The sequence below is a fragment of the Natronorubrum aibiense genome (assembly GCF_009392895.1).
GTDB classification, from domain to species: domain Archaea; phylum Halobacteriota; class Halobacteria; order Halobacteriales; family Natrialbaceae; genus Natronorubrum; species Natronorubrum aibiense.
The window spans coordinates 203,489-228,848 of the sequence record NZ_CP045488.1 but is presented as its reverse complement, the minus strand read 5'-3'; the positions used below and the strand labels follow the sequence as shown (position 1 = coordinate 228,848).

Sequence of the window (25,360 nt, the reverse complement as noted above, 5' to 3'; positions counted from 1 at the left end):
TTTTCGAAGGGGGCCCGTTTCGTAGCGTTTTTGCCGGTTGTCGGGAAACGGAGCGGTATGACTACCGCTTGCCCCTGGGACGACTGGAACCACATTCTCAAGATCGATCCCGACAAGGAGCTTCCCGAGGGCGTCACCTACGGAGACCTCTGTGCGACTGGCACCGACGCGATCGAGGTCGGCGGCACCATGGGAATCACCGAGGAGAACATGGAGGCCGTCGTCGACGCCTGTGCCGAACACGACGTGCCGCTCTACCAGGAGCCGTCGAACCCCGAAGTCGTCATCGACAACCGGGCGCTCGAGGGCTATCTCATTCCGACGGTGTTCAACGCCGGCTCGCCGTTCTGGATCACGGGCGCACACAAAGAGTGGGTTCGACTCGATGGCGACATGGACTGGGATCGCACGTGGACGGAAGCGTACATCGTAATGAACCCCGAAGCGGACGTCGCAACGTACACCGAGGCCGACTGCGATCTCGACGCGGACGACGTCGCCGCCTACGCGGAAGTCGCAGAACGGATGTTCGGCCAAGAGATCGTCTACCTCGAGTACTCCGGCATGCTGGGTGACGAGAATATCGTTCAGGCCGCAAGCGAGGCGACCAAGGAGTCGACGCTGTTCTACGGCGGCGGCATCCACGACTACGACTCCGCTGCGAAGATGGCCACGCACGCGGACGTCATCGTCGTCGGCGACCTCGCCCACGACGAGGGCGTCGGCGCCGTCCGAGAGACGGTTAAGGCGGCCAACGACGTCTGAACGCTGTTTCCAGGCTCGATTTTAGTCTTCGTTCTGACTGTCTGGGGTAGAACGCTCGCCGTTTCCTTTAGATGAACATCAGGGGCACCATCGCCGCAACGCCCGTGCCGAAGCCGGCGAGGAGTTCGTGATGGCCACGGTTTGGGAGCGCTGTCCCGGTCTCCAGTGCCTCGGGGATGAACTCCGTCGCGACCAAATAGACCATCGCACCGGCGGCGAACCCGAAGCCGAACGGGAGGAACGCCTCGGCCCACGAGACGAACGCGAATGCGATGACCGCGCCGATGGGCTGGGGCAGGCTCGAGAAGATCGCCGCACCCACCATCCGCCACTTGGACAGGCCCATCGCCCGCATCGGGATCGCGATGGCGGTTCCCTCCGGAATGTTGTGGATGGAGATGGCGACCGTCATAAACACCGCGAGCAGCGGGATCGTGAACCCGAGGATCGGAGCGCCGCCCTCCAGCCCGAGTTCGGCGAACGAAACCCCGACCGCCACGCCCTCCGGGAAACTGTGAACAGTGAGGATGCCGAGGATGAGGACGAGCGTTTTCAGGTCGCCCTGAGCGAACGCCTCGGCCTCGAGCGCGTGCTCGTCGTGGCCGTGACCGACGCCGTCAGTGCGGAGTTCGTCCCCGGTCGCACCGCGGTCGTGTTCACGGTCGTCGTGGAGGTCGACGCGGTCGAGTACGTTGTCGGAGACGATCACCAGCGCGACGCCCGTGAGGAGGCCGCCGACCAACAGGGTTGGAAAACCGTCCGTGGCGTAGGCCAGCCCTTCGTCGACGAGCCCGAACACTGACACCGCGACCATGATCCCGGACGCGATGCCCCACAGCGCCACGTTCCACCGGTCACTGAAGTCGTCGACGAAGAAGAACGGGATCGCCCCAAGTCCCGTCGCGATGGCGGTGATGAGGCCCGCGACGAACACCAGTACGTAGTTTTCCATGTTCATCTACGACTTGTGTGCGCAGGGTAAAAAGTCTTTCAGAATAGCAAAGAAATTATTTGGCTAGCCGAAAAATACGGCCCGCAGTGGGAACATATTTTAGCTGGTCGAAATCGGTTGGGAGCTGTTTCCGATTCCGATTGATCGTCGTAGCAAAACGGTACGGTGTCGGATACGCCAGTGTGTTCCGAACAGTCGAATCCACTCCACCACGCGGAAAACCGAATACGGGACGGCTGATTGGGACCGATACGGATTCGCGAGCCGAGATCACTCCTCGAGCAGGCTTCGAAGTCGCGGCAACACAGCCGTCACGTCCTCACGACAGACGACGTCGGCCGTCGAGTCGACCGGTGTCGATTCGAGGTTGACGATCCCGACGGTCGCCTCCGGCGACGCCGCGAGTCGGGGCAGCGACGCGGCGGGTTCGACCACCAGCGAGGACCCGATCGCGAGGAAGACGTCACTCTCGCGAGCGAGTTCTCGAGCGCGCTGGATGACCGCGCCCGGGAGCTGTTCGCCGAAGAGGACGACGTCGGGTTTGTAGACGCCGCCACACTCGCAGGTCGGTGGCAACTCACCGTCGGCAGCGCGTTCGAAGACCGGATCGCCATCAGTGCGCCGCCCGCAGTCGGTACAGCGCACGCGCCGAGCGTTGCCGTGGAGTTCGAGCAGCGTCGTGCCATCCGTCCCGGTCGCGTCGGCGGCGTCGCCGTGCAGGCCGTCCGTATTCTGGGTCAAAATGGCATCGAGAGTGCCGTCATGGCCCATCCCGGCCAGCGCCTCGTGGGCCGCGTTGGGTTCGAACTCGTCGCCGAACATCGCCCGCTGCAGTTCGAGGCGATCCGCCCAGAACCCTTCGGGGTCGCGCTGAAAGCGCCCGTACGTAAACTGACCCTCGTCGAAGTGCTCCCAGACGCCGTCGTCGCCGCGGAAGGTTGGGACGCCAGAGGGCGCGGAGATCCCCGCGCCGGTGAACGCAACCACAGTGTCTGCACGCCGGATGTCGGCGGCGAGTCGCTCGAGGTCGTCCATACCGGACGATTATCGGTGTGGAGTGAAAACGGGACTGGTGCCAGCCAACGCAGACCGGACAGCCGAGCGGCGTCAGCGACCGGCTCGAGTCGAGCCGTCGTCGTTCGGGTCAGCGACCCTGTGACTGGATCGACGCGGCGTAGGCGCTCGCGAACGCCGATTCGATGCGCTGGAGGTGTTCGGCGACGGTCCCCGTTGCGCAGTCGAGTTGTTCGGCGAGGTCGCGCTGTGTCGTCTCCCGCGGCACCTCGTAGTAGCCCTCCGCGAGCGCCAGCTCGAAGACCGCTCGTTGGCGCTCGGTGAGCGTCGCAAACTGTCGATCTGCCTGTGGGCGGTAGCTGCCGAGTCGGTGGAGTTCGAGGGTGACGCCGTCGGGAAGATCTGTGGCCGCCTGTTCGATCGCCCAGCTCGTCCCGACCACCGTCAACTCGAGACCGCGATCGGTCTCGGTTTCGACGGCCGTGATCGGCCAGTCGACGACGATCTCGCGCTGGTCGAGGATCGAGAGGAGGTCGCCGACGAGCCCGACGGTGCGCCACTGAACGTAGGCGACGCCTCGATGCCCCTCACCCACGAGGTCGTATTCGATCGCGTCGGGCGAATCCTCGAGCAGCGTCCGCGCCCGCTCGAGGTCGCCGCGCAGGTCGAGCAGTTCGACGTACCGGCCGTTGTGGATGGGATTGACGTAGCGGATTTCTTCGAGGGAAACCGCGTCGTCGGCACCGAAGACGTCGGGAATCGGGTTGTCGCGGCCCCTGTTCCACGAGAGCGTCACCGTTGCGGCTCTCATCTCGACACCCCGAGTCGCGCGTGCGGCGGTGGGGTTCGTGCCCGTTCGCTCGAGTGTGCGTGCACGTCGGGAGACGGGGTCGGGTCGCAGTTAAGGGTGCCGAGGATGCTCGGCCGTAGACATAGGTGGCTCGCGTCCCTCGGAACGAGTAGTAATGAGCAGTGACACCCCCGCGATCCGCAACGAGCAGCCGCCAGGTCCCAGTGGGCTGCCGATCGTCGGCAACCAACTCGCCTTCCTCCGCGATCCGTACGGCTTCATGACGAACACGGCCCGAGAGTACGGCGACATCGCCCAGTGGGAGGATCCGGGCGGCCCGGTCTACCAGCTCAACCATCCCGACTACATCGAGCAGGTACTCGTCCAGAACAACCAGCACTACGTCAAAGGCGAACGGTTTCAGACCATTCTCGGACCGGTCACGGGCAACGGCATCCTGAACAGCGAAGGCGCGGTCTGGCGACGCAATCGCCACCTCATCCAGCCCGCGTTCCACCCCGACCGAATCCAGGAGTACGCCTCGATGATGACCGAGTTCACCGAAGCGGGGCTCGAGGAGTGGGACGACGGCCAGACCCGGCTGTTCCACGAGGACATGATGGAGATTACGCTGAGGATCGTCGCCCGGGCGCTGTTCGGCGTCGACATCGACGACGCCGTCGACACTGTCGGCGACGCGCTCGAGGAGTTCATGCTGGCGAGCGAGAGCCTCTCGCATCTGGTCCTCCCGCCGACGATTCCGACGCCGTCCCGACGGCGAATCCAGCGCGCACGCGAGGAGCTCGACGCCGTCGTCTACCGCCTGATCGAGCAACGACGGGCGAACCCGACCGACCGAGACGTCATCTCGAAACTCCTCGAGGTGAGCGACGAGGAGGGGGCCACGCTCTCGGACGAGCAGATCAGAGACGAGGTCGTGACGCTGTTGCTCGCCGGCCACGAGACGACGGCGCTCGCGCTGACGTTTACGGCGTATCTCCTCGCGACGAACCCGACCGCCGAGCAGCGACTCGTCGAGGAACTCGAGGACGTGCTCGGCGGCCGGACGCCGACGATGGCGGACCTCTCGGAGCTGACGTACACGGAGCGGGTGGTCAAAGAATCGATGCGCCTCTACCCGCCGGTGCCGGGGATCGTCCGCGAACCGGTCAAGCCGGACGTCATCGGTGGCTACGAGATTCAGCCGGGATCGACGGTTCGAATGCACCAGTGGGTGGTCCACCGCGATCCGCGCTGGTACGACGACCCGCTCGCGTTCCGGCCCGAGCGCTGGACCGACGAGATGGAGTCCGACCTCCCGAAACTCGCTTACTTCCCGTTCGCGGCGGGGCCGCGCCGGTGTATCGGCGACCGCTTCGCGATGCTCGAGGCACGGCTCATGCTCGCGACGATCTACCAGAATTATCACCTCGAACTCGTCCCCGGGACGGACCTCGATTTGATGGCGACGATCACCGCGCGCCCGAAACACGAGATTCCGATGACGGTCCACGAGCGCTGAAACCGCTGGACAGCCATGGCCTACGGCTCACGGCCCGTTCGTCGACCAGTCACTCCCTCGAGTTCTTTTCGCGTCACGTCAGCAATCGGTCTCGAGCGCACTCGGCCGGCACAGAACGATTGCGCTTAAGTTCCGGCGACGGGAATCGGGTGGTATGCAGGACAGAATCCATACTGCCGACGCCGAGCCGGGCGACGACGTAACCGTCGCTGGCTGGGTGCACGAGATCCGCGACCTCGGCGGCATCGCCTTCTTGATTCTCCGAGACAGCACGGGCAAGATCCAGATCAAGTTCGAGAAAGACGAGATGGACGAGGAGCTCGTCGAAACCGGTCTCGGCGTCTCTCGAGAGAGCGTCGTGTCGGTCTCGGGTGCCGTCGAAGAGGAGCCACGCGCGCCGACGGGCGTCGAGATCACGCCCGAGAGCGTCGAAGTCGTCGCCCCCGCAGACCCCGAACTACCGCTCGACCCCTCGGGGAAGGTCGACGCCGACCTCTCGACGCGACTCGACAACCGCACGCTCGACCTCCGTAAGGACGACGTGCAGGCCATCTTCGAGATCCGCTCGGAGATCCTGCGTGCCGTCCGCGAGCGGTTCCGCGAGTTCGAGTGTACGGAGATCACCACGCCGAAGATCGTCGCCACGGGGACCGAAGGCGGCACCGAACTCTTCCCGATCACATACTTCGGCGAGGAGGCCTTCATGAACCAGTCGCCACAGCTGTTCAAGCAGCTGATCGCCGGCTCGAACGTCGAGCGCGTCTTCGAGATCGGCCCGATCTTCCGCGCCGAAGAGCACAACACGCCGCGACACCTGAACGAGGCGACCTCGATCGACTTCGAGGGCGCGTTCTGCGACCAGAACGACGCGATGGACGTCGTCGAAGGCGTCGTCAAAGCCGCCTACGAAGCCATCGCCGAGAACTGCAGCGACGAACTCGAGGCGCTCGGCCTCGAAGACGAGTTCGAGGTGCCCGAGGAGGCGTTCCCACGCATCAGCTACGAGGAGGCCATCGAGCGCATCAACGCGACAGGCGAACTCGACGAGCAACTCGTCTGGGGCGACGACCTGCCGACCGAGGGCGAGAAGGCACTCGGCGACGACGTCGGCGGCCACTACTTCATCACCGACTGGCCGAGCGAGATCAAGCCGTTCTACATCAAAGACCATGACGACGACGACCAGCTCTCGACGGGCTTCGACCTGATGCACCCGCGGATGGAACTCGTCTCCGGCGGCCAGCGCGAGCATCGCCACGAGAAGCTCATCGAAGGCTTCGAACAGCAGGGGCTCGATCCCGAGCAGTTCGAGTACTACACGAAGATGTTCAAATACGGCATGCCGCCCCACGCCGGCTTCGGCCTCGGTGGCGAGCGCCTGATCATGACGATTCTCGGACTGGACAACATCCGAGAGGCTGTGTTGTTCCCGAGAGACCGACAGCGACTCTCGCCGTAGGCGAGGTCGCTGGGTGACGACTCGAGTCAGTCAGCAACGACGTATTTTCACGATTGGGGAACGGTCCGATACCGCTACCAGTCCCCCGCTCGTATCGACCGTTAGTGGTCGGTGTCTCGGCTTGCGAGGATCGTCCGCTCGAGGAACACGATGAGAGACAAACGCACAATCATCATTGGACTTGTGGCAGTGGTCGTCGTCGCCGCGCTCGTCATCGGTGGGCTCGCCCTCCTCTCCGACTCGCTCGCAGAGGACAGCTATACGAGCGAGTACAGCTACGACGTCGAGGTGTCGACGAACGGGACGTTGACGAACGCGACGATTCTCGTCCCGGTGCCGGCCGCCGACGGCGAGGTATCCGTCGCGGGCGCGCTCGAAGACGGCGACTACTATGCCCAGCCCGAGGCGTTCTCGAGTCGACTCGTCGAGACCGACCGCGGCCCGATGCTCGAGGTGGCCGTCGACGAGTTCGTCGTCGAGCCCGAGTACTACCGGGTCGTCGAAGACGGCGAGTTGGGTCGGACAGAGCCGATCACGGCCGAGGAGTACGATCCGAACGATCCCGATATGTTCGTCAGCGAGCGCGAGCAGTACGAACTACACCTCCGTCTCGAGAGCGACGACCCCATCGAGACGCGCGACCCAGTCGGTACCGAGCCGGTGCTCGAGCCACGCGCCGACGCGACCGAGACGGCGTGTCTCGACGGGATGGACCGCTGTCTCGAGTACACGAGCGTCGTCTACGCCGAGTACGACGCTGATCCGTCCACCGAGGTTTCGATCCGCGTTACCAACCGCGGCGAGAACTCGTGGTGGGTCGGCGGCTGGAGCAGCAACTGGTACACGGACGAACTCGCCGTCGAGCTCACCGGCCCGCAAGCGGACTGGATCGCCGTCTCCGGCGATCTCGAGGCGGAGCAGGGATCGTATCGGTGACAGTCAGTCGAAACTGTGGCGAATCTTCACTGTTATATCGCCGCGGTCGCAAGCATCCCTAATGCGTGAGGAGGCGACCGCGTTCGTACCGGGGCATATCACGGGCTTTTTCAGCGCCCACTCAGCCGAGGATCCGACGAAAGCCGGCTCTCGCGGTGCGGGGCTAACGCTCACCGACGGCGTCGACGTAACGGTCACACCCGCACCCGAGGGCGAGTCGACGATCGTCCTCGACGGCGAGGAACTCGAGATCGATCCCGTCAGAACCGTCCTCGAGACGCTCGAGACGCCAGCCCGCGTCGAGGCCGAATCCGAGATTCCGCTCGGCTCCGGCTTCGGCGTCTCGGGCGCGATGGCGCTTGGCACCGCGCTCGCGGCCAACCGCGTGTTCGAACGCAAGCTCTCGCGCAACGAACTCGTCACAATCGCCCACGGAGCTGAAGTACAGGCCGGAACCGGGCTGGGTGACGTGGTCGCGCAGGCCCACGGCGGCGTCCCGATCCGACTCGAGCCCGGCGGGCCACAGGAGAACAAACTCGATGCGATCCCCGAGCGAGCGCGCGTGGAGTACGTCTCGTTCGGTGAACTGTCGACGGCGGACGTCCTCTCGGGGGAGACCGACCAGTTGTCGGCAGCCGGGAAACAAGCACTGTCCCGCGTCGTCGAGGAGCCGACGCTGCTGTCGTTCATGTACGCCTCGCGGCTGTTCGCCCGCGAGGCAGGGCTGTTGACCGAGCAGGTTGCGGAGACGATCAACGACGTCTCGGAGGTCGGGGGTCAGGCCTCGATGGCGATGCTCGGCGAGACCGTCTTCGCCCTCGGAACGGGCCTGTCGGACGCCGGCTACGAGCCGACCGTCTGTGCGACCCATCCGGCGGGTGCGATGTTGAAGTAAATTACGCTCCTCGACTCTTCTCGAGTATCCGATCGGTTCGGTTCCGTACCACCGGACTGCGTCGTGAGACATCGTCTCGTCATCGACCACCCGACTCTCGACTGTCCGTGCCGCTCGGCGCGATCGGTTGATCGTCCGGATGCAGCGGCGCTACCCTGTCTCGAGCGAGTCATGTTTCGAGCGGCGAAACCACAGCAGGAGGATAACTGGCCGTCGTCACTCGATTAGTCTTCGCTACCGATCGGCCATAGTTTAACGAATATATCTAGAATTTGTACTGTGGCCAGAGGTTTATTATGGTGTATTTCAGTTATCGAGTCAAGTTCACGAATGTCCTCAATAAGTGAAATTCACCACAAACTGTTTCGACTGTACGAACACTACGTCGGCGAGCCCGACTCGAGCACGGACGTCTACGGCTACTGGGTGTTTATCGTCGGCTACATCCTGGGTGCGGCAGGAGTGGCCGTATTCGTCGTCGGCTATGCGGGGAGTGCAGACTCCTATACGCTAATCAGGGGCTCAGGGGTGACAGCGGCGGCGGGACTCGCGCTCTGTCTGTTCGGGATCGTATTGATGTTGCCAGTTCGCAGGATCGGGATTTATGCGAGTGTTCTTGGGCTGGTCGTTGCGCTCTCTGGTGTCGTCTTTTTCGGCTGGGCGTATCCGTACAACTGGCGGGAACTCGGCGTCGACTACAGCGTGCAGGTCATCACCGTGTATACGCTCGGCGTCGGACTCATCGCGGGCGTCACCGCTCTCGTCCCGATTCTGACGGGTCGGAAAGGGATGTTCGTCGACGAAGAAGGTGCAACCGACGACCCGGCTATTCTGACGGGCGATGCCATAGAGGGGGCACAGTTTGCCGTCTTCCGCGACGAACACGGCGATTGGCAGTGGCACGTCTTACACCTCGAGGCGCTCGCGGCAAGCACCGAGAGCGCCGTCACCCGACCCGACGCGACACAGAGCATCGAACGCGTCCAATCCCAGATCAGTTCCGCCGGGCTGATGGAGTTGACCACCTCCGCGTTCCGACTCTACGAGGATCGCGACGGTACGTGGCAGTGGACCCTCGCCCGCGACGACGGCAGCGTCGTGGGTGCCAGCACCGGCGAATTTTCCGCACGTGACGACGCCGAAGCGTCGGTGAGCTTTCTGAAAGATCGAGGCCCCGACGCGGACATCATCGAAATCGACGGTGCCGCCTTCACGTACGCTGAGGACCGCGACCGGTGGTACTGGCAACTGATCGATGACGACCGAACTCCGCTGGCCGGAAGCGAGACGGGTCACGAAACGCAGGCGCTGGCCGAGGACGCCGCCCACCAGTTCGTCGACCGGTTCGGCCGCGCGCGCTTGCTCGACGTCGAACACGTCGGTGTCGAACTCGTCGACCACGCCGACAGCTGGACGTGGCGACTCGTCGACGACCGTGACGACGCCGTTGCCGCCTGCTCGGCGACGTTCGACAGTCGTCGCGATGCCGAGGCCGCCGTCGAGGCGTTGCTCCCGGCTCTCGAGACAGCGTCGGTGACCGTTGCCGGCGACCCGGCCTACGAACTGTACGACGCGGGCGACAAGCGGCGCTGGCGGCTCGTCGACGAGGCTGAGCACGTCGTCGCACGAAGCCCCCGAGAGCTGACAGCAGCCGCGCCCGTCGAGCGCAGTGCCGAGCAGTTCGCCGACCACGCCCTCGAGGCCGACGTCGTCGAAATCGAGGATGCGGAGTACGAGGTCTACCCGGACGACCACGCCGCAACAGCGGCCGCCGGACCGGACGACGACCTGCCGGTGGCGGCCGACGAGCCTGCAGCGAAACCCGACGGCGGTACCACGCTCGAGTACGACGACGAACCCGGTCCCGACTGGCACTGGCGTCTCGTCACCGACGACCGCGAGGTTGTCGCCGCGAGCACCGAGCCCCACCCCGACGCCGATACGGCGACCGAGGCGATTCGGCGGGTCCGCGAGCAAGCCAGCGAAGCCGAACTCATCGAGTTCGAACACGCGGCGTTTCAGGTCTACGAGGCCGACTCCGGCGAGTGGCGCTGGCGACTGATCGACGAGGACGGCAACGTCTTGGCCGACAGCGGCGCAGAACACACTTCTCGCGGGGAGGCCGCGGAAGCGATGATGACGCTCAAAGAGCAAGCCCCCGACGCCGAACTCCTCGAGATCGAGACGGCCGCGTTTGAGCTCTTCGTCGACGAAGACGACGGCTGGGGCTGGCGACTCATCGACGAGGGCGGCCAACTCGTCGCCGAAGGTCCCGAGACCCATCCGACTCGCGGGGCCGCCCGACAGGCGATGAATCGGCTGCTCGAGCATCTCGACGCCGACGTTCGGACGATGGATCGAGCGGTGTTCCAGACGTACGCCGACGACGACTGGCACTGGCGGTTCGTGCTCCCGTCGGGCGACCTCGTCGCGGACGACGCCACGGCACACCCGACGCGGGACGAACTCTTAGAGAGTCTCGATGGCGTTCGCGAGTCGGCCGCTCGCGCGTCCAGTCACACCATCGGCGACGTCACCGTGCAACTGTACGAAAGCGGCGACTGGCACTGGCGGCTGCTCGATCGTGACCGCGAGGAGATCGCCGACTCGACCGTCTCCTACGCCGACCGCAACACTGGGGTGACCGCCGTCGAGACGCTGCAGGCACACGCAGTCGATGCGCCGATTTTCGCGATCGAGGACGCGGTAATCCGGCTGGACAACAGTGACGGCTGGACGTGGGAACTCGTCGACCGCGACCGCGAGGTAATCGCGAGCGCGGCCGAAGCCGTCCCATCGAAAGACGCCGTGCGCTCGACCATCGAGGACGTGCGCCAGCTTGCGCCGATGGCCGGCCGAGTGGACTTCGACGTCGCCTCGTTCGAACTGATCGCGGACGACGAGGACCGCTGGCGCTGGCGGCTCATCGACGAAGACAGGCAGACGGTTGCCACCGGCACCGAAACCCACGACTCGAGCGAGACCGCACGCGCCGCCCTCGAGGACGTACGGACCCTGATCGAAGACGCGAGCATTCTCGAGATCGATAGCGTCTCCTTCGAACTCCACACTGCAGAGAACGGCTGGGTGTGGCGGCTGGTCGACGAACACGGCTCGACGATGGCCGAAAGCACACAGACCTACGAGAGTCGAACGAAGGCTCGGGAAGCGATGAACGACGTGAAATCGCAGGCTCCCGACGGCTGGATCACGTTCACTGAATAAGGCTCGACCTCGATTCGAGCCGTTCACCGATTTTGCGTCTGTTGTGCCGTCTCGAGACAGTCCCCGACTCAACGGGGACGGTCCGGGTCGATTGCGTGTGCCAGCAGTTCGAAATCAGTTTCGGGCGGGTACTCTGCGCTCGAGATGAGCAGCATACTGGCTGTCGTCCGGCTCGAGTTCGTCGCTCGCTGGCGCGGGTTCCCTGTTACGGCTCTCGGTGTCCATACTCGTTGGTGTCTCGAGATCGTAGAATATCCACTCACGAACGCTATCGTGTATTTATAGAACATCCGGCGATAGGGCGATTCCGTCGCTCCGTCTACAGGGGGCTCCCTCCAGCGGGACCCTCACACCGAACGATCGGGCCGTTTTTTATCGACCGAAGCCAGTGATCGATCGTGACCGATTACGACACCGTCTCCGCCGACGTCGAACACGAAGAGGAGATTCCGGAGGATCATCCCAGATACCAGGACCTGCTCACGCGCCACCGCATCGAGAAGGGGGTCGAGAAGGGCATCACTCACCTGCAGGGGATGCACGCTGAGGGCCGTGGAAGCGCCTTCGACTACCTGCTGGGCGAGACAACGATCCCCAGCGCGGACGACGCCGAACGCGCAGCTGCAGCCCACCTCCTGTTGGCCGACCACCCAGTGCTCTCGATCAACGGCAACGTGGCGGCGCTGGTTCCCGGCGAGATGGTCGATCTCGCGGAGGCGACCGGTGCGGACCTCGAGATCAACCTGTTCAATCGCACGCCCAAGCGAATCGAAGCCATCGCGGCTCACCTCCGCGAGCACGGCGCGACGGACGTGAAGGGACTCGAGGCCGACGCGCGGATTCCGAACTTGGACCACCAGCGCGCGAAGGTCGACGAGGACGGTATCTACACGGCCGACGTCGTGCTCGTGCCCCTCGAGGACGGCGACCGCGCGGAGGCGTTGAACGAGATGGACAAAACCGAGCTCGTCATCGACCTCAACCCGCTCTCGCGGTCGCCACAGGTCGCCGACGTCCCGATCGTCGACAACATCATCCGTGCCGTACCGAACATGACCGAGCACGCGAAGGAACTGGCCGACGCAGACGAGTCGGAGTTGCTCGCGATCATCGAGGCGTTCGACCGTGAGGTGGCACTCGAGCAGGCCGAAAACCGGATTCGGTCGGGCGAGTTGTAACTCGATTTCGATCCGAGTCGACAGCCGACTGTGTCATCAAAACTCGTCGGTGATCGTCGGTGAGACGGCGTCTCGCTTTCCGTCGCGGTCGATAATCTCTGCCCTGTCACCGTCGATGACGGGCAGCCGTGATTTGAGTGTGGCGACGCGTTCTTCGACCCGGTAGTACGATACCGAGAGATACTCGCTTGCTTTGCGAGTGAGCGAGCTGTCGATCTCGTAGTCGATCTCGTTGGTTCCCTCGAGGCCCAATCCATCGTCGGCGATCAGCCAGCGTCGGGCCAGTTCGACACCCGTCTCGGCGTCGTAGCCGCGTGCGACGTAGTGGTTGTAGGGGTGGCGAATCCAGGAACACTCCCAGTGGGCGTAGACGTCGACTTTGTCGGCGGCCTCGAGTTCGTGGAGGACGACGTGGAGTTGATGGTCGGCGAGTGGCGACTCCCGCCAGACCCACGAGCCCTCGGCGGTGTTGCCGTCCAGCCGAACTTTCAGCGAGGCGATGGGGTTGCGCGAAAAGCCACGGTTCTCGAGGAGCGTTTCGAGGCGGGCCTCCGAACAGTGTGCGGTCAGCACGTACTCCTCGGCCGTGGTGTGGCTGACGGCGTAACCGTCGAAACTGCCCTGCAGCACGTAGTGCAGTTGGGGAATCACGCTTCGACGGACGGCGTTGACGACGTCCTCCCGATAACCCATGTGGCCGAAACCGTACAGGACCGATCCACAAATCGATTCGGCCGGCAATCGCCACGGGAGCGTACGAAGGGTGCGACGTGATCGCCGCCGACCGACGTCGCGTCTTGGGGCGCTCGCTCGAGAGTCTTTCATCGACTATAAATTCCTGCTCCGGTTTCAGTCCACACATGGACACGTACGACCTGATTATGCGAAACGCCGAGGAGGTCGTCACCGACGAGGAGGTACGCGACCTTGCCGCCGATCCCGAGGGCAAGCGCGTCTACGTCGGCTACGAACCATCCGGCGTGCTCCATCTCGGTCACCTGCTGACGGCGAACAAACTCATCGACCTTCAGGAGGCGGGTCTGGATGTCGTCGTCTTGCTCGCGGACGTCCACGCCTACCTGAACGGAAAGGGAAGCTTCGAGGAGATCCGCGAGACCGCTGAACAGATGAAAGCCCAGTTCATCGCCTACGGCCTCGAGGAGGACGCCACCGAGTTCGTCTACGGCTCCGAGTTCCAACTCGAGGAGGACTACACGCTCGATCTGCACGAACTCGAGCTGTCGACGACGATGAATCGCGCCCAGCGCGCGATGGCCGAACTGCAGGGCGACGAGACGGCGAAAGTCAGCCACCTCGTCTACCCGCTGATGCAGACGCTGGACATCGAATATCTCGATCTCGATCTCGCCGTCGGCGGGCTTGACCAGCGCAAGGTCCACATGCTCGCCCGCGAAAAGCTCCCGGAGCTCGACTACGAGGTTCGACCCTGTCTGCACACCCCCATCGTCGCCGACCTCACCACCGGCGAGGGGAAGATGTCCTCGAGCGAGGGCGTGACGATCTCGATGGAGGACTCGACAGCGGAACTCGAGGAGAAAGTCAACTCGGCCTTTTGTCCGCCGACGCGCGACCCCGAGGGCGATCTCGAGAACCCGGTCCTCGAACTGTTCGAGTACCACGTCTTCCCGCGCTTCGACGAGATCGTCGTCGAACGGCCCGAGAAATACGGCGGCGATCTCACCTACGAGGCCTACGAGACGTTGGCCGACGACCTCGAGTCCGGCGAACTCCACCCCGCCGACGCGAAGGGGACGCTCGCGACCTACCTCGACGAACTGATCGCGCCGGGCCGCGAGAAGCTGCGCGAACTGCGTAACTGAACGATACAGCGAGTCCCCAGCCGTCTCTTTGTTCCACTTACCCCGTGGCGAATCCCGTCGATGCGTTGACGATGGTGGCACTCGAGTATCGTGATATGTCCTACCAACTCACTGCAGAGCACGAGGCGATCCGCGACGCGGTCCGTGCGTTCGGCAGCGAGGAGATCCGACCGATCGCCGCCGAGTACGAACGCGAACAGCAGTATCCGGCGGCCTTGCTTACTGAGGCAGCTGATCTCGACTTCGTCGCACCCCACGTCCCGACTGAATACGGCGGTGCGGACATGGACGCGATCGCGACGGCGATCGTGACCGAGGAACTGTGGCGGGCCGATCCCGGCGTCGGCGGCTCGATCTCTGCGGCCGACTTCGGCACTGGAATGCTTCTCGAGTACGGCGACGAGTGGATGTGCGAGGCGTGGCTGCCGAAGGTGACGGCGGGCGAGACACCCATTGCGACCGGCATCTCGGAGCCGGCACACGGATCGAACGTGGCCGGAATGGAGACGCGAGCCACCCGCGATGGCGACGAGTGGGTCATCAACGGCCAGAAGATGTGGATCACGAACGGCACCGTCGCGGACGTTGCGATCGTCATGGCCAAGACCTCGCCCGAGGCGGACCACAGCGGGATCACCGCCTTTCTCACTCCAACCGACGTCGACGGCTACGAGGCGACGCCCATCACGAACAAGTTAGGGATCAAAGCCCAGGACACCGCCGAGATCGTCTTCGACGATCTTCGAGTCCCCGCCGAAAACGTCGTCGGCGAGGTCGACCGTGGCTTCTACCAGCTGATGGACTTTTTTGCCCCCGCTCGAGTCGACGTCGCCGCGCAGGCAACTGGGGTGACACAGGCCGCCCTCGAGGAAGCCATCTCGTACGCGAGCGAGCGCGAGCAGTTCGATCGACCGATCGCGGAGTTTCAGGCCATCCAGCACACGATCGCCGAGATGGCCACGACCGTCGAAGCGGCGCGATCGCTTGCGTATCGAGCGGCGGCGAGCCTCGAGTCGGGCGACGGCGATCAGGCGACGAGACTGGCCTCGATGGCGAAACTCTTCGCGAGCGAACGCGCCGTCGAGGTCACCGACGACGCACTGCAGGTTCACGGGGGCGCGGGCTACGTCTCCGACCATCCGGTCGAACGGTTCTATCGAGATGCACGGATCACGAAGATTTACGACGGAACGAGCGAGATTCAGAAGAACATCATCGCCGACCAACTCCTCTAGCAGTCGCACAGGTTCTTTATCGATCTGTCGGCGACGATCCCGCCGATTCAAGTACGAGCGCCCCCCTTTCGAGGGCATGAACGAGACGCAGCGGTCGATCCTCGAGGCGCTCGCGGACGGGCCGGTCTCGGGACCGGAGCTAGCCGAGTCACTGGACGTCTCTCGAGCGGCGATCTGGAAGCAGATCGACGGGCTTCGCGACGCTGGCTTCGAGATCGAGAGCGGGCCAACCGGCTACGAACTGGTCGACGTGACGGCCTACACCGGCCCCACCGTCGAGTACGGACTCGAGGCCCCGTTTTCGGTCGAGTACCACGACTCGATCGGAAGCACGAACGCTCGAGCGCGCGAACTGGCAACCGAAGGCGAGGCGGATGTGGCCGTTCTCGCGGACGAGCAGACCGGCGGCCGAGGGCGACTCGAGCGCGCGTGGTCGGCTCCCTCGGGTGGCGTCTGGGTCAGCGTCCTTACCCGCCCGGAGATTACGCCGGCGCAAGCGCCGCTGTATACGCTCGCAGCGTCGGTCGCGATGGCGCGAGCGATCCGCGAAGCCGGCGTCGACGCCCGGATCAAGTGGCCAAACGACGTGGTCATCCCGGTCGGCGAGGACGGCGACTACCGGAAGCTCGCAGGGATTCTCACGGAGATGGAGGGCGAAACGGACCGCGTGGAGTGGATCGCCGTCGGTATGGGGATCAACGCGAACATCGACGCCGACAGCCTCCCCGAAGGCGCGACGACGATCCGCGACGAAGCGGGCGACGTCGACCGACGGCTGTTCGTCCAGCGAGTCCTAGAGGAGTTCGACGCCTATCGGAACGCCCTCGAGTCGGTCGTGCCGGCCTGGCGCGACCTCGCGCTGACGCTCGGCCAGCGGGTTCGGATCGATCGAACCGCGGGCGACATCGTCGGCGAGGCGGTCGACGTCACGGACGCCGGTGCGCTTGTGGTCGCCACAGAGGACGGCGAGCAAACGGTCTCGGCGGGCGACTGTGAACACCTTCGCCCCGTCTGAGACGGACTGCTGTCGTCACTGATCGCCGGTCACCGAACCCGCTCGTGATCGGCGGGACATCGGGACAGGGGATCTGAACGGTCGGCCCGGGTCGCTACTCGGGGGCGACGCGGTGATCCGTCTGGTCTGGTTGCGTTCCACGGTCGTCCGGATTGACGTGGACCGTCAACACCGGCACCGGTGCCTGCCGGACGACGCGCTCGGTGACGCTGCCGAGGAGAAGTCGATCGATCCCGCCACGTCCGTGGGTCCCCATAACGACGAGGTCACACCGGTCGGGCTGGGCCTGCTCGACGATGACACGACTCGGAGATCCCTCGAGAATCGCCGTTTCGACCGTGACGTCCTCGGGTGCGAGCTCCTCGACCCGATCGAGGGCTGCCTCGCCTTCCTCTCGAAGCACGCTACTGATCCCCTCGAGCGCGCTTTCCATTGGGAGCCCCCCGTAGCCGGAGACGTTGACGACGTAGAGCGCCCGGATCACTGCATCGTGTTCACGGGCCAGCTTGAACGCGTGCTCGAGGGCGCGCTCGACGTCCGGCGAGCCGTCGGTCGGAACGAGGATACAGTCGTACATTCGATTCGTGGTAGCGTACGGCATACAAATATAATAGCGTTGCTGTGGCTCCGTCGACCCGTCAGTTCGACTGATAAAAGCGCTTCCGGACCGAAATGACCGGCGGTTACGGGCCGAAGACGACCTCCGCGACGTCGTCGACGCCGGCCCGGCGGACCACAGCTCGAACCGGATCCCGCATGCCCGCGAGATTGTCCGAATCACCGTCGAGCACCAGCAGTCGGGCCTCCCGTCCGGGTTCGACGAGGCCGTACTCGAGGTCGGCGAGCTCGGCGCCGTTGATGGTGGCCATTCGGAGGATCTCCGCGGCCGACAGCTCGGAGAGTTTGGCGAGGAACTCCATCTCCCGGAACATCGTGGGGGAGTTGAGCATCACGTTGTCCGTCCCGAGCGCGAGCGTCGTGCGCTCGTTCAGGTCTGTGTAGGGCGAGAGGCCGACGTCCGTGACGAGATTCGACCGCGGACAGACCACGACCGGGATCTCGCTGTCGGCGAGCCGGTCGAGATGGACCGGCTCGGGGTGGACCATGTGCACGAGAAAGTCCGGCTCGAGATCGAGCGCCGGGTGGATGTCGCTCGCGTCGACCTCGCCGGCGTGGATGCCGAACGGCTTGTCGGCGCGGCGCGTCGCCCGCCGTTCTCGATCGAAGGTGTCGTCGTTCGCACCGCTCGCACCGAAGCCGTCGCCCGCTTCCATCGCTGCGACGGAGCCACGGGCGAACGACTGCGCGTCGATCTCGAGGCCGGACGCGGCGTCTTCGAGCATCTCGACGCCATCGACGCCACCCTCGCGGAAGTCGAGACAGGCCGCGGTGCCAGCCCGTTGCATGAACTCGAGCGACGTGCGCATCGCCGAAACCAGCTCCTCCCGCGAGGCCGCCCGCAGCAGGCGGTGTTTCAGCCCGTCCGGCGGTGCGACCAGTTCCTCGAGCGAGAGGCCGCCGCCGGCCTCTTTGGCGATCGAGTCCCCGATATGGGTGTGGGCGTTGACGAACGCCGGAAGGATGATATCCGAACTGTCGACCGACGTCTCTTCGATCGCCTCGATACGGCCGTCGTCGTCGATGACGACTCGCCCCTCGATGGGGTCGAACTCACGACCCCGCAGAATTGTCCCCGTTCGTTCCATACGACTCTCTTCGTCGTCTTCGCCTTCAACCGTTCGGCGTCTACCGAACACGGCCACCCGGTATCGACCGCTCGGCGACTGTCTGACCTCGAGTGATCGCTGTCGACGCTCGTTCGAGACTGAAACTCACACTCAGACAAATAAATTTCATGTGTGTTTGGGGAACATCTAAGTGTCGAGTTGTGGCAGTTGGGAGGTGCAATGTCCGAGGATAAGCCACACGCTTCCGGGACCATCGATGCTGGAGATACGAGCGAGCGCGTTGGGATGGCAGTGCTTCGAGAACGGGGGCTCGAGCCCGAGGACCTGCGTGAGAAGCTGATCGATGCGATCGGGGCCGAGTTCACCACGTACTACTACTACACGAACCTGCGGATGCACCTCGCTGGCCACGAGGATTACAAAGAGATCACCGAAGACGCCCGCCTCGAGGATCGAGCGCACTTCGAACTGGTTGCACCACGGGTGTACGAACTCGGCGGCGCGTTGCCCAACGACATCCGTGATTTCGCCGACCGCGCCTCCTGTCCCGACGCGGAGGTACCGACGCCGATGGACGACGAGGGTGGCTTCCAGGTCGACGAGTTGTCCGCAGAGGCGATCCTCGAGGTCTTACTCGAGGCCGAACGGTGTGCGATTCGGACGTGGTCGGAAGTCTGTGATATGACCGAGGGCGTCGATCCGCGTACGTACGACATGGCCCAGCGCATCCTCCAGGAAGAGATCGAACACGAGGCCTGGTTCGTCGAACTGCTCTCGATGGAACGCGACGGCGAGATCAATCCGGCCGGCCACTTCGTGCGGGGTGAACCCGGCGACGCACCGCTGTCGACGAACCGCCGCTTCAACGACAGCGCCTGACTCGTTTCACACGGCCGTCCCGGCGTGTTCCACGCCACTGGCTCGGTGGAGAGCGAAGACGCCGCTACGACCGATTTTCGTCGCTGAATCGACCTGTGAACCGCGAGTGACCGATTCGCCAGTCATCGGATAACCGATGATCTGCGACCGATACAGCGATGTCACTCAGGCCCGTGCAGTGCTAGCATGAATCAAGTCGAGGTTTTCGAAGAGATCGACGCGCCACCCGAGGTCGTCTGGGACGTCCTCCTCGAGTTCGAGAGCTATCCGGAGTGGAACCCCTTTGTCCGTGCGATCGAGGGCAAACCGATCGAAGGCGAGCAGCTCCGAGTTCGAATCGAACCGCCCGGCGCTCGAGGGATGACGTTCAAACCGGAAGTCGTCGGCGTTGAGGAGCACCGGCGGCTCGTCTGGCTCGGCCGACTCGTCGTTCCCTTCGCGTTCGACGGCTACCACGAGTTCCACCTCGAGCCGATCAACGGCAGCGAACGGACGCGGCTGTTGCACCGCGAAACGGTCCGTGGCGCGCTCGTGCCGCTGCTGTTCGACGAGGACGCACTCGAGGCGGGGTTTACGGCCATGAACGCTGCCGTCAAGGAGCGCGCTGAAGCCCGCGTCACGGCAACGAGCTAGCGTCGAACCCTGTCGATTCCCGACTGTTGGCTTCGATCACCGACTCGAGTCACAGCGGGACCGGTCCGCAGGTTCAAGTACGGTTAGGCGACCAGCATCGGCGATGGAACGCCAGATCACTCGCCGTCGTCACTCGAGAGACATAGACAGCCAGCTGGTGCAGTCGAGACAGCGGGGCGATGGGACATAGAGCGCTCGTCGCCTACCGGCGGCCGGATCGGCTCTACGACCTTCGCTACAGCCACTGGGGCGGGGAAGACGTCTCGATTGGCGACCGGATCAGCGCCGAGACGTCGCTCGCGTCGGGTGCGGTCGACGCCGACCTGCTCGCGGATTCGGTCGCGCGGGATCACATCCTGACGGACTTCCTCGACCCCTGTATCCACGAGCTACTGTATCTCGTCGCCCCCGGTACCGACTACGACGTCGCTGCCTACCGCGTCTGCTGGCTCGAGTGGGGCGACGGCCGCGACGACGGCCGGGGCGCGATCGTCGCCGTCGACAGCGACGACGCCGACCGACGCGTGCGGACGTGGTTTCGGGCGACCAAGACGACGCTCGCCGATCTCGTCGAGATGGGCGCGCTCTCGCGACGTGCGGCACAGGCGTACCTCGAGTCGCGAGTCTGCGAGGACGAAGACGGTACGGTCTACACCTACGCCGGGGCCGAGGCAGACCTGCCTGACGCGGAGTATACGCCGACACCGGATCGCTGGCTCGAGGACGACTGGTGGCGAGATGTGACCGACGATTGGGAGACGACCGAGACGGACGACGACTGGAAGCCGGATGACGATCAAGCGGGCGGCCCGCCCTAATCGTGCTCGCTCCGGCGTGCGTCGGCCAGCGTTCGCTGGACGACGTCGTTGCCGACCGCCGCCGCGAGCGTCTCGAAGCCCGCTCGCTCGCGCCGGTCGTCGGCGTTCGCGACGAGTCGCGAGATGATAAACTCCGGCGTCGATCGGCCGACAGTGTCGAAGCGGGGCTGGTAGTCGACCTGCAACTCGAGGTTGGGATTCAATCCCTCGGCGAAGATGCCGTCGACGCGCGCTTCCGCCGGGAGCGGCGCGAGGTCGTCGGCGAGGTGCGTGACGAACACGCCGAGCGCGTCCTGACCGACGGCGAGGCGGACGAGTCCGTGGAGCAGATCCGCCGCGCTGCCGGGTTCGGTGATCGCCTCGAACTCGTCGACCAGCATTAGCGTGCGTCCATCGGCCGACAGCGGCGGCACGATCGAGCGCAAGGTCGACTCGAGGACGCCCGCGTTGAAACTCGCGTGTCGGCGGTGGAAGACGAGCGCATCGACGGGCGTCACCTCGGCGCGGTCGGCGGGGACGGGAATCCCCATCATCGCGAGCAGAACGATCTGACACAGCGTCTCGAGCAGCGTCGTCTTCCCACCGCTGTTGGCTCCGGTGAGCACGGAGACGCGTTCCGTGCCGGGAACCGCGTTGACGCCGTTCGGAACGCGATCCACGCCGTGGTCGCCCAGCGCGTAAGTGACCGGCTGAACTGATTCGTCCGTGCCGCCCGTGGCGAGCGCGAGGTTCCGTGCGCCGACGACGGAGACCGCAGCGGCGTCAGCGTCACCTTCGACGTACGCCGGTCGCGTGCAGTTGTAGGCGAGCGCGAACCGCGCGAGCGACAGCGATAGCGCGATGTCGTCGACCGCTGTGACGGCCTGCTCGATTGCCGGCTGAGAAGCCTCGAGAGTTCCCTCGAGCTCGCTCGCGACGGTTTCTTCGCGCTCGTCGATCGCCGCAGTGAGATCGGCTCGCAGCGTGCGGAGGGTGGTGCCGACGAAGTCCGTCGCGTCGGTCGCGTCGGTCGCCATTGCCTCGTGCACTTGGTCGATCGTCACCCCCGTCTCGGCCAGCAGCCGATCCTCGAACGCCTCGCGAAACTGGGTGGCGTCGCCGACGCCGTCTGCGCGCAGGGCCTCGATCAACTCGAGTGCGTTCGCATCCATGTCCTCGACCGTCCCCAACGCGTCGCGGAGACGGTCCAGTTCCTCGTCCGCGCCCTCGCTGACGCGGCCGTCGTCGAGTGCGGCCAGTGCGCGCACAGCCTCGGCGAGTCGCTCGCGCTCGAGGTCGGCGACGGCCGCGAACGGCCCCGAATCGACGCCAGCCTCGAGCAAGGCGAGCGCGGTTTCGACGGCGGCCAGCTCGCTCTCGCCGCGCTCGTCGTAGCGGCTGTACGCCTCGAGGACGATTTCGCGGTCGTCGTCTTCGAGGGCAGCCCAGGCGTCGCGGGCCGCGAGGACATCGTCCAGCCGACTCTCCATGGCGTCACGGCTGGACAGCGGCGTCAGCACTCGGATTCGGTCGGCCGCACGTTCGGTGACGGCGTGTTCGACCACGATATCGAGCAGTTGCTTGTACGCCGCGCGGGCGTCGCTCGTCGCCAGCGTGTCCATCCCGCCGCCACCCGTCGCCCGGCGGAGAATCCGCGTCGCTCGCCCGCGGGCGAGGCCGGCGGCGGCCAGCGTGCGGACGTCGCCGCTCTCGATTGCCTCGATCGCCCGCTCCCTGCCCAGATGCTCGACAAGCGTTGCCCTCGTCTTCGGACCGACTCCCCAGTACTCCTCGAGTCGCATACTGGGAGACTCGAGGGGACGCTCTTGAACGCTCTGGCTCGGTTGCAGTACTGTCGAAGCGAATCGACCGGTCGCGAGTGCATGACTCGAGGCGGTGAGCTCGCCGTCTCGGCGCGGTTTCCGTTTTTATCCATGAATGTGGACATCCTTCTGGTCAGGAGAGAGTCGAAAAAGCACAAACACGGGGATTTTTATCGACTGGGTGCCCTACTGACTCCCATGACTGATGGGCGGGGCGAGACTCCCCGGCGAACAGGGATGACCGAAAAGTGTGGCGTCGTCGGCGTCTCACTCGACGGTCGAGACGCGGCACGACCGTTGTACTATGCGCTCTACGCACTCCAGCATCGCGGCCAGGAGTCCGCGGGGATCATCACCCACGACGGGTTCCAGCAACACAGCCACGTCGAGATGGGGCTCGTGGGCGACGTCTTCGACGAGGGCGACCTCGACTCGCTCAACGGGCCGGCGGGGATCGGCCACGTCCGGTATCCAACAGCCGGCTCCGTCGACTCCTCGTGTGCCCAGCCGTTTTCGGTCTCGTTCAAAAGCGGCTCGCTTGGCCTCAGCCACAACGGCAACCTCGTCAACGCCGACGAGATCCGCGAGGAACTCGCGGCAGTGGGCCACGCGTTTACCAGCGACGGCGACACCGAAGTCATCGCCCATGATCTCGCGCGTAACTTGCTCGAGGAGGACCTCGTCCGTGCGGTCAAGCGGACGATGGGGCGGATTCACGGTTCGTACGCGCTGACGATCAGCCACGACGACACCGTTCTCGGGGTTCGGGACCCGCAAGGGAACCGACCGCTCTGTATCGGGAAACTCGAGGACGGCTACATCCTCGCTTCGGAATCGGCGGCGATCGACACGCTCGACGGCGAACTCGTCCGCGACGTGCGGCCAGGCGAACTCGTCGTCCTGCAGGAAAACGGCACTGGGTTCGACTCGTATCAGCTCGTCAAGAACGAGAACACGGCCCATTGCTTTTTCGAACACGTCTACTTCGCGCGCCCGGACAGCGTCATCGACGAGACGCTGGTCTACGAGGCACGTCGAAATCTAGGCCGCAAGCTCTGGGAGGAAAGCGGCGTCGAGACCGACGTCGTGATGCCGGTGCCCGACTCTGGACGGGCGTTCGCGTCGGGCTACGCCGACGCGGCAACGGAGACGACGGCCGACGGCGAACCTCGAGCCGATGACGACGACGGCGTCGAGTTCGCGGAGGGGCTGATGAAAAACCGCTACGTCGGCCGGACGTTCATCATGCCCACGCAGGACGAGCGCGAACGCGCGGTGCGGCTAAAGCTCAACCCGATCAAATCCACGATCGAGGGCAAGACCGTCACCGTCATCGACGACAGTATCGTCCGCGGGACGACTTCGACACAACTTGTCCAACTGCTCAAAGACTGTGGCGCTGAGGAAGTCCACGTCCGAATCGGTGCCCCGGAGATCGTCGCGCCGTGTTACATGGGGATCGACATGGCCACCCGAGAGGAACTGATCGCCTCGGACAAAACGACCGACGAGATTCGTGACGAGATCGCCGCCGACAGTCTCGCCTATCTCTCGACTGATGCCGTTGCCAAGGTGCTGGGGAAAGAGCGCATCGATCTCTGTTTGGGCTGCGTAACTGGTGAGTATCCCTACGATATCGACGGCGAGGACACCGACCGTGACGTGACTCGTCCCGACCTCGGTGGGCAGCCGGTTCAGGCCAACGACTAAGACGCGCGACAGCCGATTTCTGTGTTTACGATGGCTCGAGCGGGCCACGCGAGCAACTCAGTAGACGGCGTGCAACAGCACGTAAACGACGATTCCCAGTGAAAAGGAGATTAGCCACAGGCTCGCCGCGAGCCGGCCGACGCGGGCGTGGCTGGTATGGTATAGCTCCTCGATGGGCCGTGACGTGGCGAGTAACAACGCGTAGTAGACCAGCGGGACACAGATGACGGCCAGCAAGATGTGAATCGCGAGCACCGGCAGGTACACGAACTGGTAGACCGCGTCGGGGCCGGGGAACGGCTGTGGGCCGCCAGTTGCGACCAGCCGATACAGATAGAACGTCAGGAAGGCCACGAACAACCCGAAGGAGGCAACCATCGCGACACGGTGTCGTTCGACGTTCCCGCGGCGGATCGCTCGCCAGCCGATCGTGATCGTCCCGATCGCCGTCGCGCTGATCACGACGTTGACGTGGGGGATCGCATCGAGAACGACCTGTGGCACAGTTGGCACCGCCGAGGCCGGAATTCGGCCCCCTGCCGCCGCGAACACCACCGCAAGCGAGACGATACTCAAGACAGCGGTGAGAACGTTGACGCGCTCTCGAGGAACGTACTCCATATGTCGTCGTTCGACCGAGACAGGAAAGGGGTTGCTGTCCACGACGACGCTGCCGGCTTGCGAGACTGTCCGCTGGTGGCCGTCGCTCAGGGTGTGTGGGCTGACTCGAGCACACAACGCTGTTGCTGTGTGGTGTAGTTTCCTCAGAAGTTATGCGTGGGTGATGTCCGCGAAGGGAAATCACCTGCATCGGTAGCGGCGGGAATCCCGCCCATGCGATGCGTGGGACCGGATTTGAACCGGCGGACCCCTACGGGACAGCGCCCTCAACGCTGCGCCGTTGGCCTGGCTTGGCTACCCACGCTCGCGGTCTTTGTCTTACTGCACTCAATCGTAGCCACGGGTATTACAAAAGCCCTTTCTTTTTATCCCGCCCTGCGCT

22 protein-coding genes and 1 tRNA gene are annotated in these 25,360 nt (G+C 64.6%); 14 read left to right on the top strand and 9 right to left on the bottom strand.

Annotation, left to right across the window (positions count from 1 at the left end; translation table 11 throughout):
- Positions 1-57: 57 nt before the first annotated feature.
- A complete protein-coding gene (locus GCU68_RS01210; RefSeq protein ID WP_152938655.1) occupies positions 58-765 on the top strand; it encodes a phosphoglycerol geranylgeranyltransferase in 708 nt (235 codons plus the stop codon).
- Positions 766-832: 67 nt separating this feature from the next.
- Here GCU68_RS01210 and GCU68_RS01205 read toward each other — a convergent pair whose 3' ends face one another.
- The 3 genes from GCU68_RS01205 to GCU68_RS01195 form a co-directional block, all read right to left on the bottom strand.
- Positions 833-1,717 (bottom strand): ZIP family metal transporter, encoded by an 885-nt coding sequence (locus tag GCU68_RS01205; RefSeq protein ID WP_394352474.1) that lies wholly within the window; start codon positions 1,715-1,717, stop codon positions 833-835.
- A 270-nt stretch (positions 1,718-1,987) separates the two neighbouring features.
- On the bottom strand, positions 1,988-2,752 hold the full coding sequence (locus GCU68_RS01200) for an SIR2 family NAD-dependent protein deacylase (protein ID WP_152938653.1): 765 nt from the start codon (positions 2,750-2,752) through the stop codon (positions 1,988-1,990).
- Between the two features lie 109 nt (positions 2,753-2,861).
- Positions 2,862-3,542, bottom strand: a complete 681-nt coding sequence (locus tag GCU68_RS01195; protein ID WP_152938652.1) for a helix-turn-helix domain-containing protein — start codon at positions 3,540-3,542, stop codon at positions 2,862-2,864.
- Between the two features lie 154 nt (positions 3,543-3,696).
- Between GCU68_RS01195 and GCU68_RS01190 the strand changes: the two genes are divergently transcribed.
- The 6 genes from GCU68_RS01190 (at position 3,697) to GCU68_RS01160 (ending at position 12,736) form a co-directional block, all read left to right on the top strand.
- Positions 3,697-5,043, top strand: a complete 1,347-nt coding sequence (locus GCU68_RS01190; RefSeq protein ID WP_152938651.1) for a cytochrome P450 — start codon at positions 3,697-3,699, stop codon at positions 5,041-5,043.
- 154 nt (positions 5,044-5,197) lie between these two features.
- Positions 5,198-6,502: an aspartate--tRNA(Asn) ligase gene (gene aspS, locus GCU68_RS01185; protein ID WP_152938650.1), complete on the top strand. Its 1,305-nt coding sequence runs from the start codon at positions 5,198-5,200 to the stop codon at positions 6,500-6,502.
- Between the two features lie 150 nt (positions 6,503-6,652).
- On the top strand, positions 6,653-7,438 hold the full coding sequence (locus GCU68_RS01180) for a hypothetical protein (RefSeq protein ID WP_152938649.1): 786 nt from the start codon (positions 6,653-6,655) through the stop codon (positions 7,436-7,438).
- Between the two features lie 61 nt (positions 7,439-7,499).
- On the top strand, positions 7,500-8,333 hold the full coding sequence (locus tag GCU68_RS01175) for a pantoate kinase (RefSeq protein ID WP_152938648.1): 834 nt from the start codon (positions 7,500-7,502) through the stop codon (positions 8,331-8,333).
- Between the two features lie 330 nt (positions 8,334-8,663).
- Positions 8,664-11,558: a DUF1508 domain-containing protein gene (locus GCU68_RS01170; protein WP_152938647.1), complete on the top strand. Its 2,895-nt coding sequence runs from the start codon at positions 8,664-8,666 to the stop codon at positions 11,556-11,558.
- Between the two features lie 398 nt (positions 11,559-11,956).
- Positions 11,957-12,736: a 4-phosphopantoate--beta-alanine ligase gene (locus GCU68_RS01160; protein WP_152938646.1), complete on the top strand. Its 780-nt coding sequence runs from the start codon at positions 11,957-11,959 to the stop codon at positions 12,734-12,736.
- 36 nt (positions 12,737-12,772) lie between these two features.
- On the opposite strand, the gene GCU68_RS01155 is transcribed toward GCU68_RS01160, so the two are convergent.
- Complete coding sequence (locus GCU68_RS01155; protein ID WP_152938645.1) at positions 12,773-13,429, bottom strand: hypothetical protein; 657 nt, start codon at positions 13,427-13,429, stop codon at positions 12,773-12,775.
- 167 nt (positions 13,430-13,596) lie between these two features.
- Between GCU68_RS01155 and GCU68_RS01150 the strand changes: the two genes are divergently transcribed.
- The 3 genes from GCU68_RS01150 to GCU68_RS01140 all read left to right on the top strand — a co-directional run bounded on the left by GCU68_RS01150 (position 13,597) and on the right by GCU68_RS01140 (position 16,827).
- Positions 13,597-14,577: a tyrosine--tRNA ligase gene (locus tag GCU68_RS01150; protein WP_152938644.1), complete on the top strand. Its 981-nt coding sequence runs from the start codon at positions 13,597-13,599 to the stop codon at positions 14,575-14,577.
- 95 nt (positions 14,578-14,672) lie between these two features.
- Positions 14,673-15,812 carry an acyl-CoA dehydrogenase family protein gene (locus GCU68_RS01145; protein WP_152938643.1) on the top strand — a complete coding sequence of 380 codons (1,140 nt, stop codon included), beginning with the start codon at positions 14,673-14,675 and terminating at the stop codon, positions 15,810-15,812.
- A gap of 76 nt (positions 15,813-15,888) precedes the next feature.
- On the top strand, positions 15,889-16,827 hold the full coding sequence (locus GCU68_RS01140; RefSeq protein WP_152938642.1) for a biotin--[acetyl-CoA-carboxylase] ligase: 939 nt from the start codon (positions 15,889-15,891) through the stop codon (positions 16,825-16,827).
- Between the two features lie 94 nt (positions 16,828-16,921).
- Here GCU68_RS01140 and GCU68_RS01135 read toward each other — a convergent pair whose 3' ends face one another.
- A complete protein-coding gene (locus GCU68_RS01135) occupies positions 16,922-17,404 on the bottom strand; it encodes a universal stress protein (RefSeq protein ID WP_152938641.1) in 483 nt (160 codons plus the stop codon).
- 106 nt (positions 17,405-17,510) lie between these two features.
- Positions 17,511-18,533, bottom strand: coding sequence for an amidohydrolase family protein (locus GCU68_RS01130; RefSeq protein ID WP_152938640.1), 1,023 nt, complete (start codon positions 18,531-18,533; stop codon positions 17,511-17,513).
- Positions 18,534-18,734: 201 nt separating this feature from the next.
- On the opposite strand from GCU68_RS01130, the gene dps reads away from it, so the two are divergent.
- The 3 genes from dps to GCU68_RS01115 all read left to right on the top strand — a co-directional run bounded on the left by dps (position 18,735) and on the right by GCU68_RS01115 (position 20,845).
- Complete coding sequence (gene dps, locus GCU68_RS01125; RefSeq protein WP_152938639.1) at positions 18,735-19,394, top strand: DNA protection during starvation protein; 660 nt, start codon at positions 18,735-18,737, stop codon at positions 19,392-19,394.
- Positions 19,395-19,580: 186 nt separating this feature from the next.
- Positions 19,581-20,027 carry an SRPBCC domain-containing protein gene (locus tag GCU68_RS01120; RefSeq protein ID WP_152938638.1) on the top strand — a complete coding sequence of 149 codons (447 nt, stop codon included), beginning with the start codon at positions 19,581-19,583 and terminating at the stop codon, positions 20,025-20,027.
- A 179-nt stretch (positions 20,028-20,206) separates the two neighbouring features.
- Entirely contained in the window at positions 20,207-20,845 is a 639-nt protein-coding gene (locus GCU68_RS01115; RefSeq protein ID WP_152938637.1) for a DUF6735 family protein, read from the top strand.
- On the opposite strand, the gene GCU68_RS01110 is transcribed toward GCU68_RS01115, so the two are convergent.
- Positions 20,842-22,626, bottom strand: coding sequence for a MutS-related protein (locus GCU68_RS01110; protein WP_152938636.1), 1,785 nt, complete (start codon positions 22,624-22,626; stop codon positions 20,842-20,844). The genes GCU68_RS01115 and GCU68_RS01110 overlap by 4 nt on opposite strands.
- A gap of 258 nt (positions 22,627-22,884) precedes the next feature.
- Between GCU68_RS01110 and purF the strand changes: the two genes are divergently transcribed.
- Positions 22,885-24,357, top strand: coding sequence for an amidophosphoribosyltransferase (purF, locus tag GCU68_RS01105; RefSeq protein WP_152943523.1), 1,473 nt, complete (start codon positions 22,885-22,887; stop codon positions 24,355-24,357).
- A 57-nt stretch (positions 24,358-24,414) separates the two neighbouring features.
- Here the strand turns inward: purF and GCU68_RS01100 are convergent, their stop codons facing one another.
- Both GCU68_RS01100 and GCU68_RS01095 read right to left on the bottom strand, forming a co-directional pair.
- Complete coding sequence (locus GCU68_RS01100; RefSeq protein WP_152938635.1) at positions 24,415-24,978, bottom strand: DUF420 domain-containing protein; 564 nt, start codon at positions 24,976-24,978, stop codon at positions 24,415-24,417.
- A 219-nt stretch (positions 24,979-25,197) separates the two neighbouring features.
- Positions 25,198-25,282: transfer RNA gene (locus GCU68_RS01095), tRNA-Leu, on the bottom strand.
- Between the last annotated feature and the right edge of the window lie 78 nt (positions 25,283-25,360).

Excerpts from the sequence above, each read along its gene's own strand:
- GCU68_RS01210 (WP_152938655.1), top strand. The coding sequence starts at position 58 with ATGACTACCGCTTGCCCCTGGGACGACTGGAACCACATTCTCAAGATC.
- GCU68_RS01205 (WP_394352474.1), bottom strand. The coding sequence starts at position 1,717 with ATGGAAAACTACGTACTGGTGTTCGTCGCGGGCCTCATCACCGCCATC.
- GCU68_RS01200 (WP_152938653.1), bottom strand. The coding sequence starts at position 2,752 with ATGGACGACCTCGAGCGACTCGCCGCCGACATCCGGCGTGCAGACACT.
- GCU68_RS01195 (WP_152938652.1), bottom strand. The coding sequence starts at position 3,542 with ATGAGAGCCGCAACGGTGACGCTCTCGTGGAACAGGGGCCGCGACAAC.
- GCU68_RS01190 (WP_152938651.1), top strand. The coding sequence starts at position 3,697 with ATGAGCAGTGACACCCCCGCGATCCGCAACGAGCAGCCGCCAGGTCCC.
- aspS (WP_152938650.1), top strand. The coding sequence starts at position 5,198 with ATGCAGGACAGAATCCATACTGCCGACGCCGAGCCGGGCGACGACGTA.
- GCU68_RS01180 (WP_152938649.1), top strand. The coding sequence starts at position 6,653 with ATGAGAGACAAACGCACAATCATCATTGGACTTGTGGCAGTGGTCGTC.
- GCU68_RS01175 (WP_152938648.1), top strand. The coding sequence starts at position 7,500 with ATGCGTGAGGAGGCGACCGCGTTCGTACCGGGGCATATCACGGGCTTT.
- GCU68_RS01170 (WP_152938647.1), top strand. The coding sequence starts at position 8,664 with ATGTCCTCAATAAGTGAAATTCACCACAAACTGTTTCGACTGTACGAA.
- GCU68_RS01155 (WP_152938645.1), bottom strand. The coding sequence starts at position 13,429 with ATGGGTTATCGGGAGGACGTCGTCAACGCCGTCCGTCGAAGCGTGATT.
- GCU68_RS01150 (WP_152938644.1), top strand. The coding sequence starts at position 13,597 with ATGGACACGTACGACCTGATTATGCGAAACGCCGAGGAGGTCGTCACC.
- GCU68_RS01145 (WP_152938643.1), top strand. The coding sequence starts at position 14,673 with ATGTCCTACCAACTCACTGCAGAGCACGAGGCGATCCGCGACGCGGTC.
- GCU68_RS01140 (WP_152938642.1), top strand. The coding sequence starts at position 15,889 with ATGAACGAGACGCAGCGGTCGATCCTCGAGGCGCTCGCGGACGGGCCG.
- GCU68_RS01135 (WP_152938641.1), bottom strand. The coding sequence starts at position 17,404 with ATGTACGACTGTATCCTCGTTCCGACCGACGGCTCGCCGGACGTCGAG.
- GCU68_RS01130 (WP_152938640.1), bottom strand. The coding sequence starts at position 18,533 with ATGGAACGAACGGGGACAATTCTGCGGGGTCGTGAGTTCGACCCCATC.
- dps (WP_152938639.1), top strand. The coding sequence starts at position 18,735 with ATGTCCGAGGATAAGCCACACGCTTCCGGGACCATCGATGCTGGAGAT.
- GCU68_RS01120 (WP_152938638.1), top strand. The coding sequence starts at position 19,581 with ATGAATCAAGTCGAGGTTTTCGAAGAGATCGACGCGCCACCCGAGGTC.
- GCU68_RS01115 (WP_152938637.1), top strand. The coding sequence starts at position 20,207 with ATGGGACATAGAGCGCTCGTCGCCTACCGGCGGCCGGATCGGCTCTAC.
- GCU68_RS01110 (WP_152938636.1), bottom strand. The coding sequence starts at position 22,626 with ATGCGACTCGAGGAGTACTGGGGAGTCGGTCCGAAGACGAGGGCAACG.
- purF (WP_152943523.1), top strand. The coding sequence starts at position 22,885 with ATGACCGAAAAGTGTGGCGTCGTCGGCGTCTCACTCGACGGTCGAGAC.
- GCU68_RS01100 (WP_152938635.1), bottom strand. The coding sequence starts at position 24,978 with ATGGAGTACGTTCCTCGAGAGCGCGTCAACGTTCTCACCGCTGTCTTG.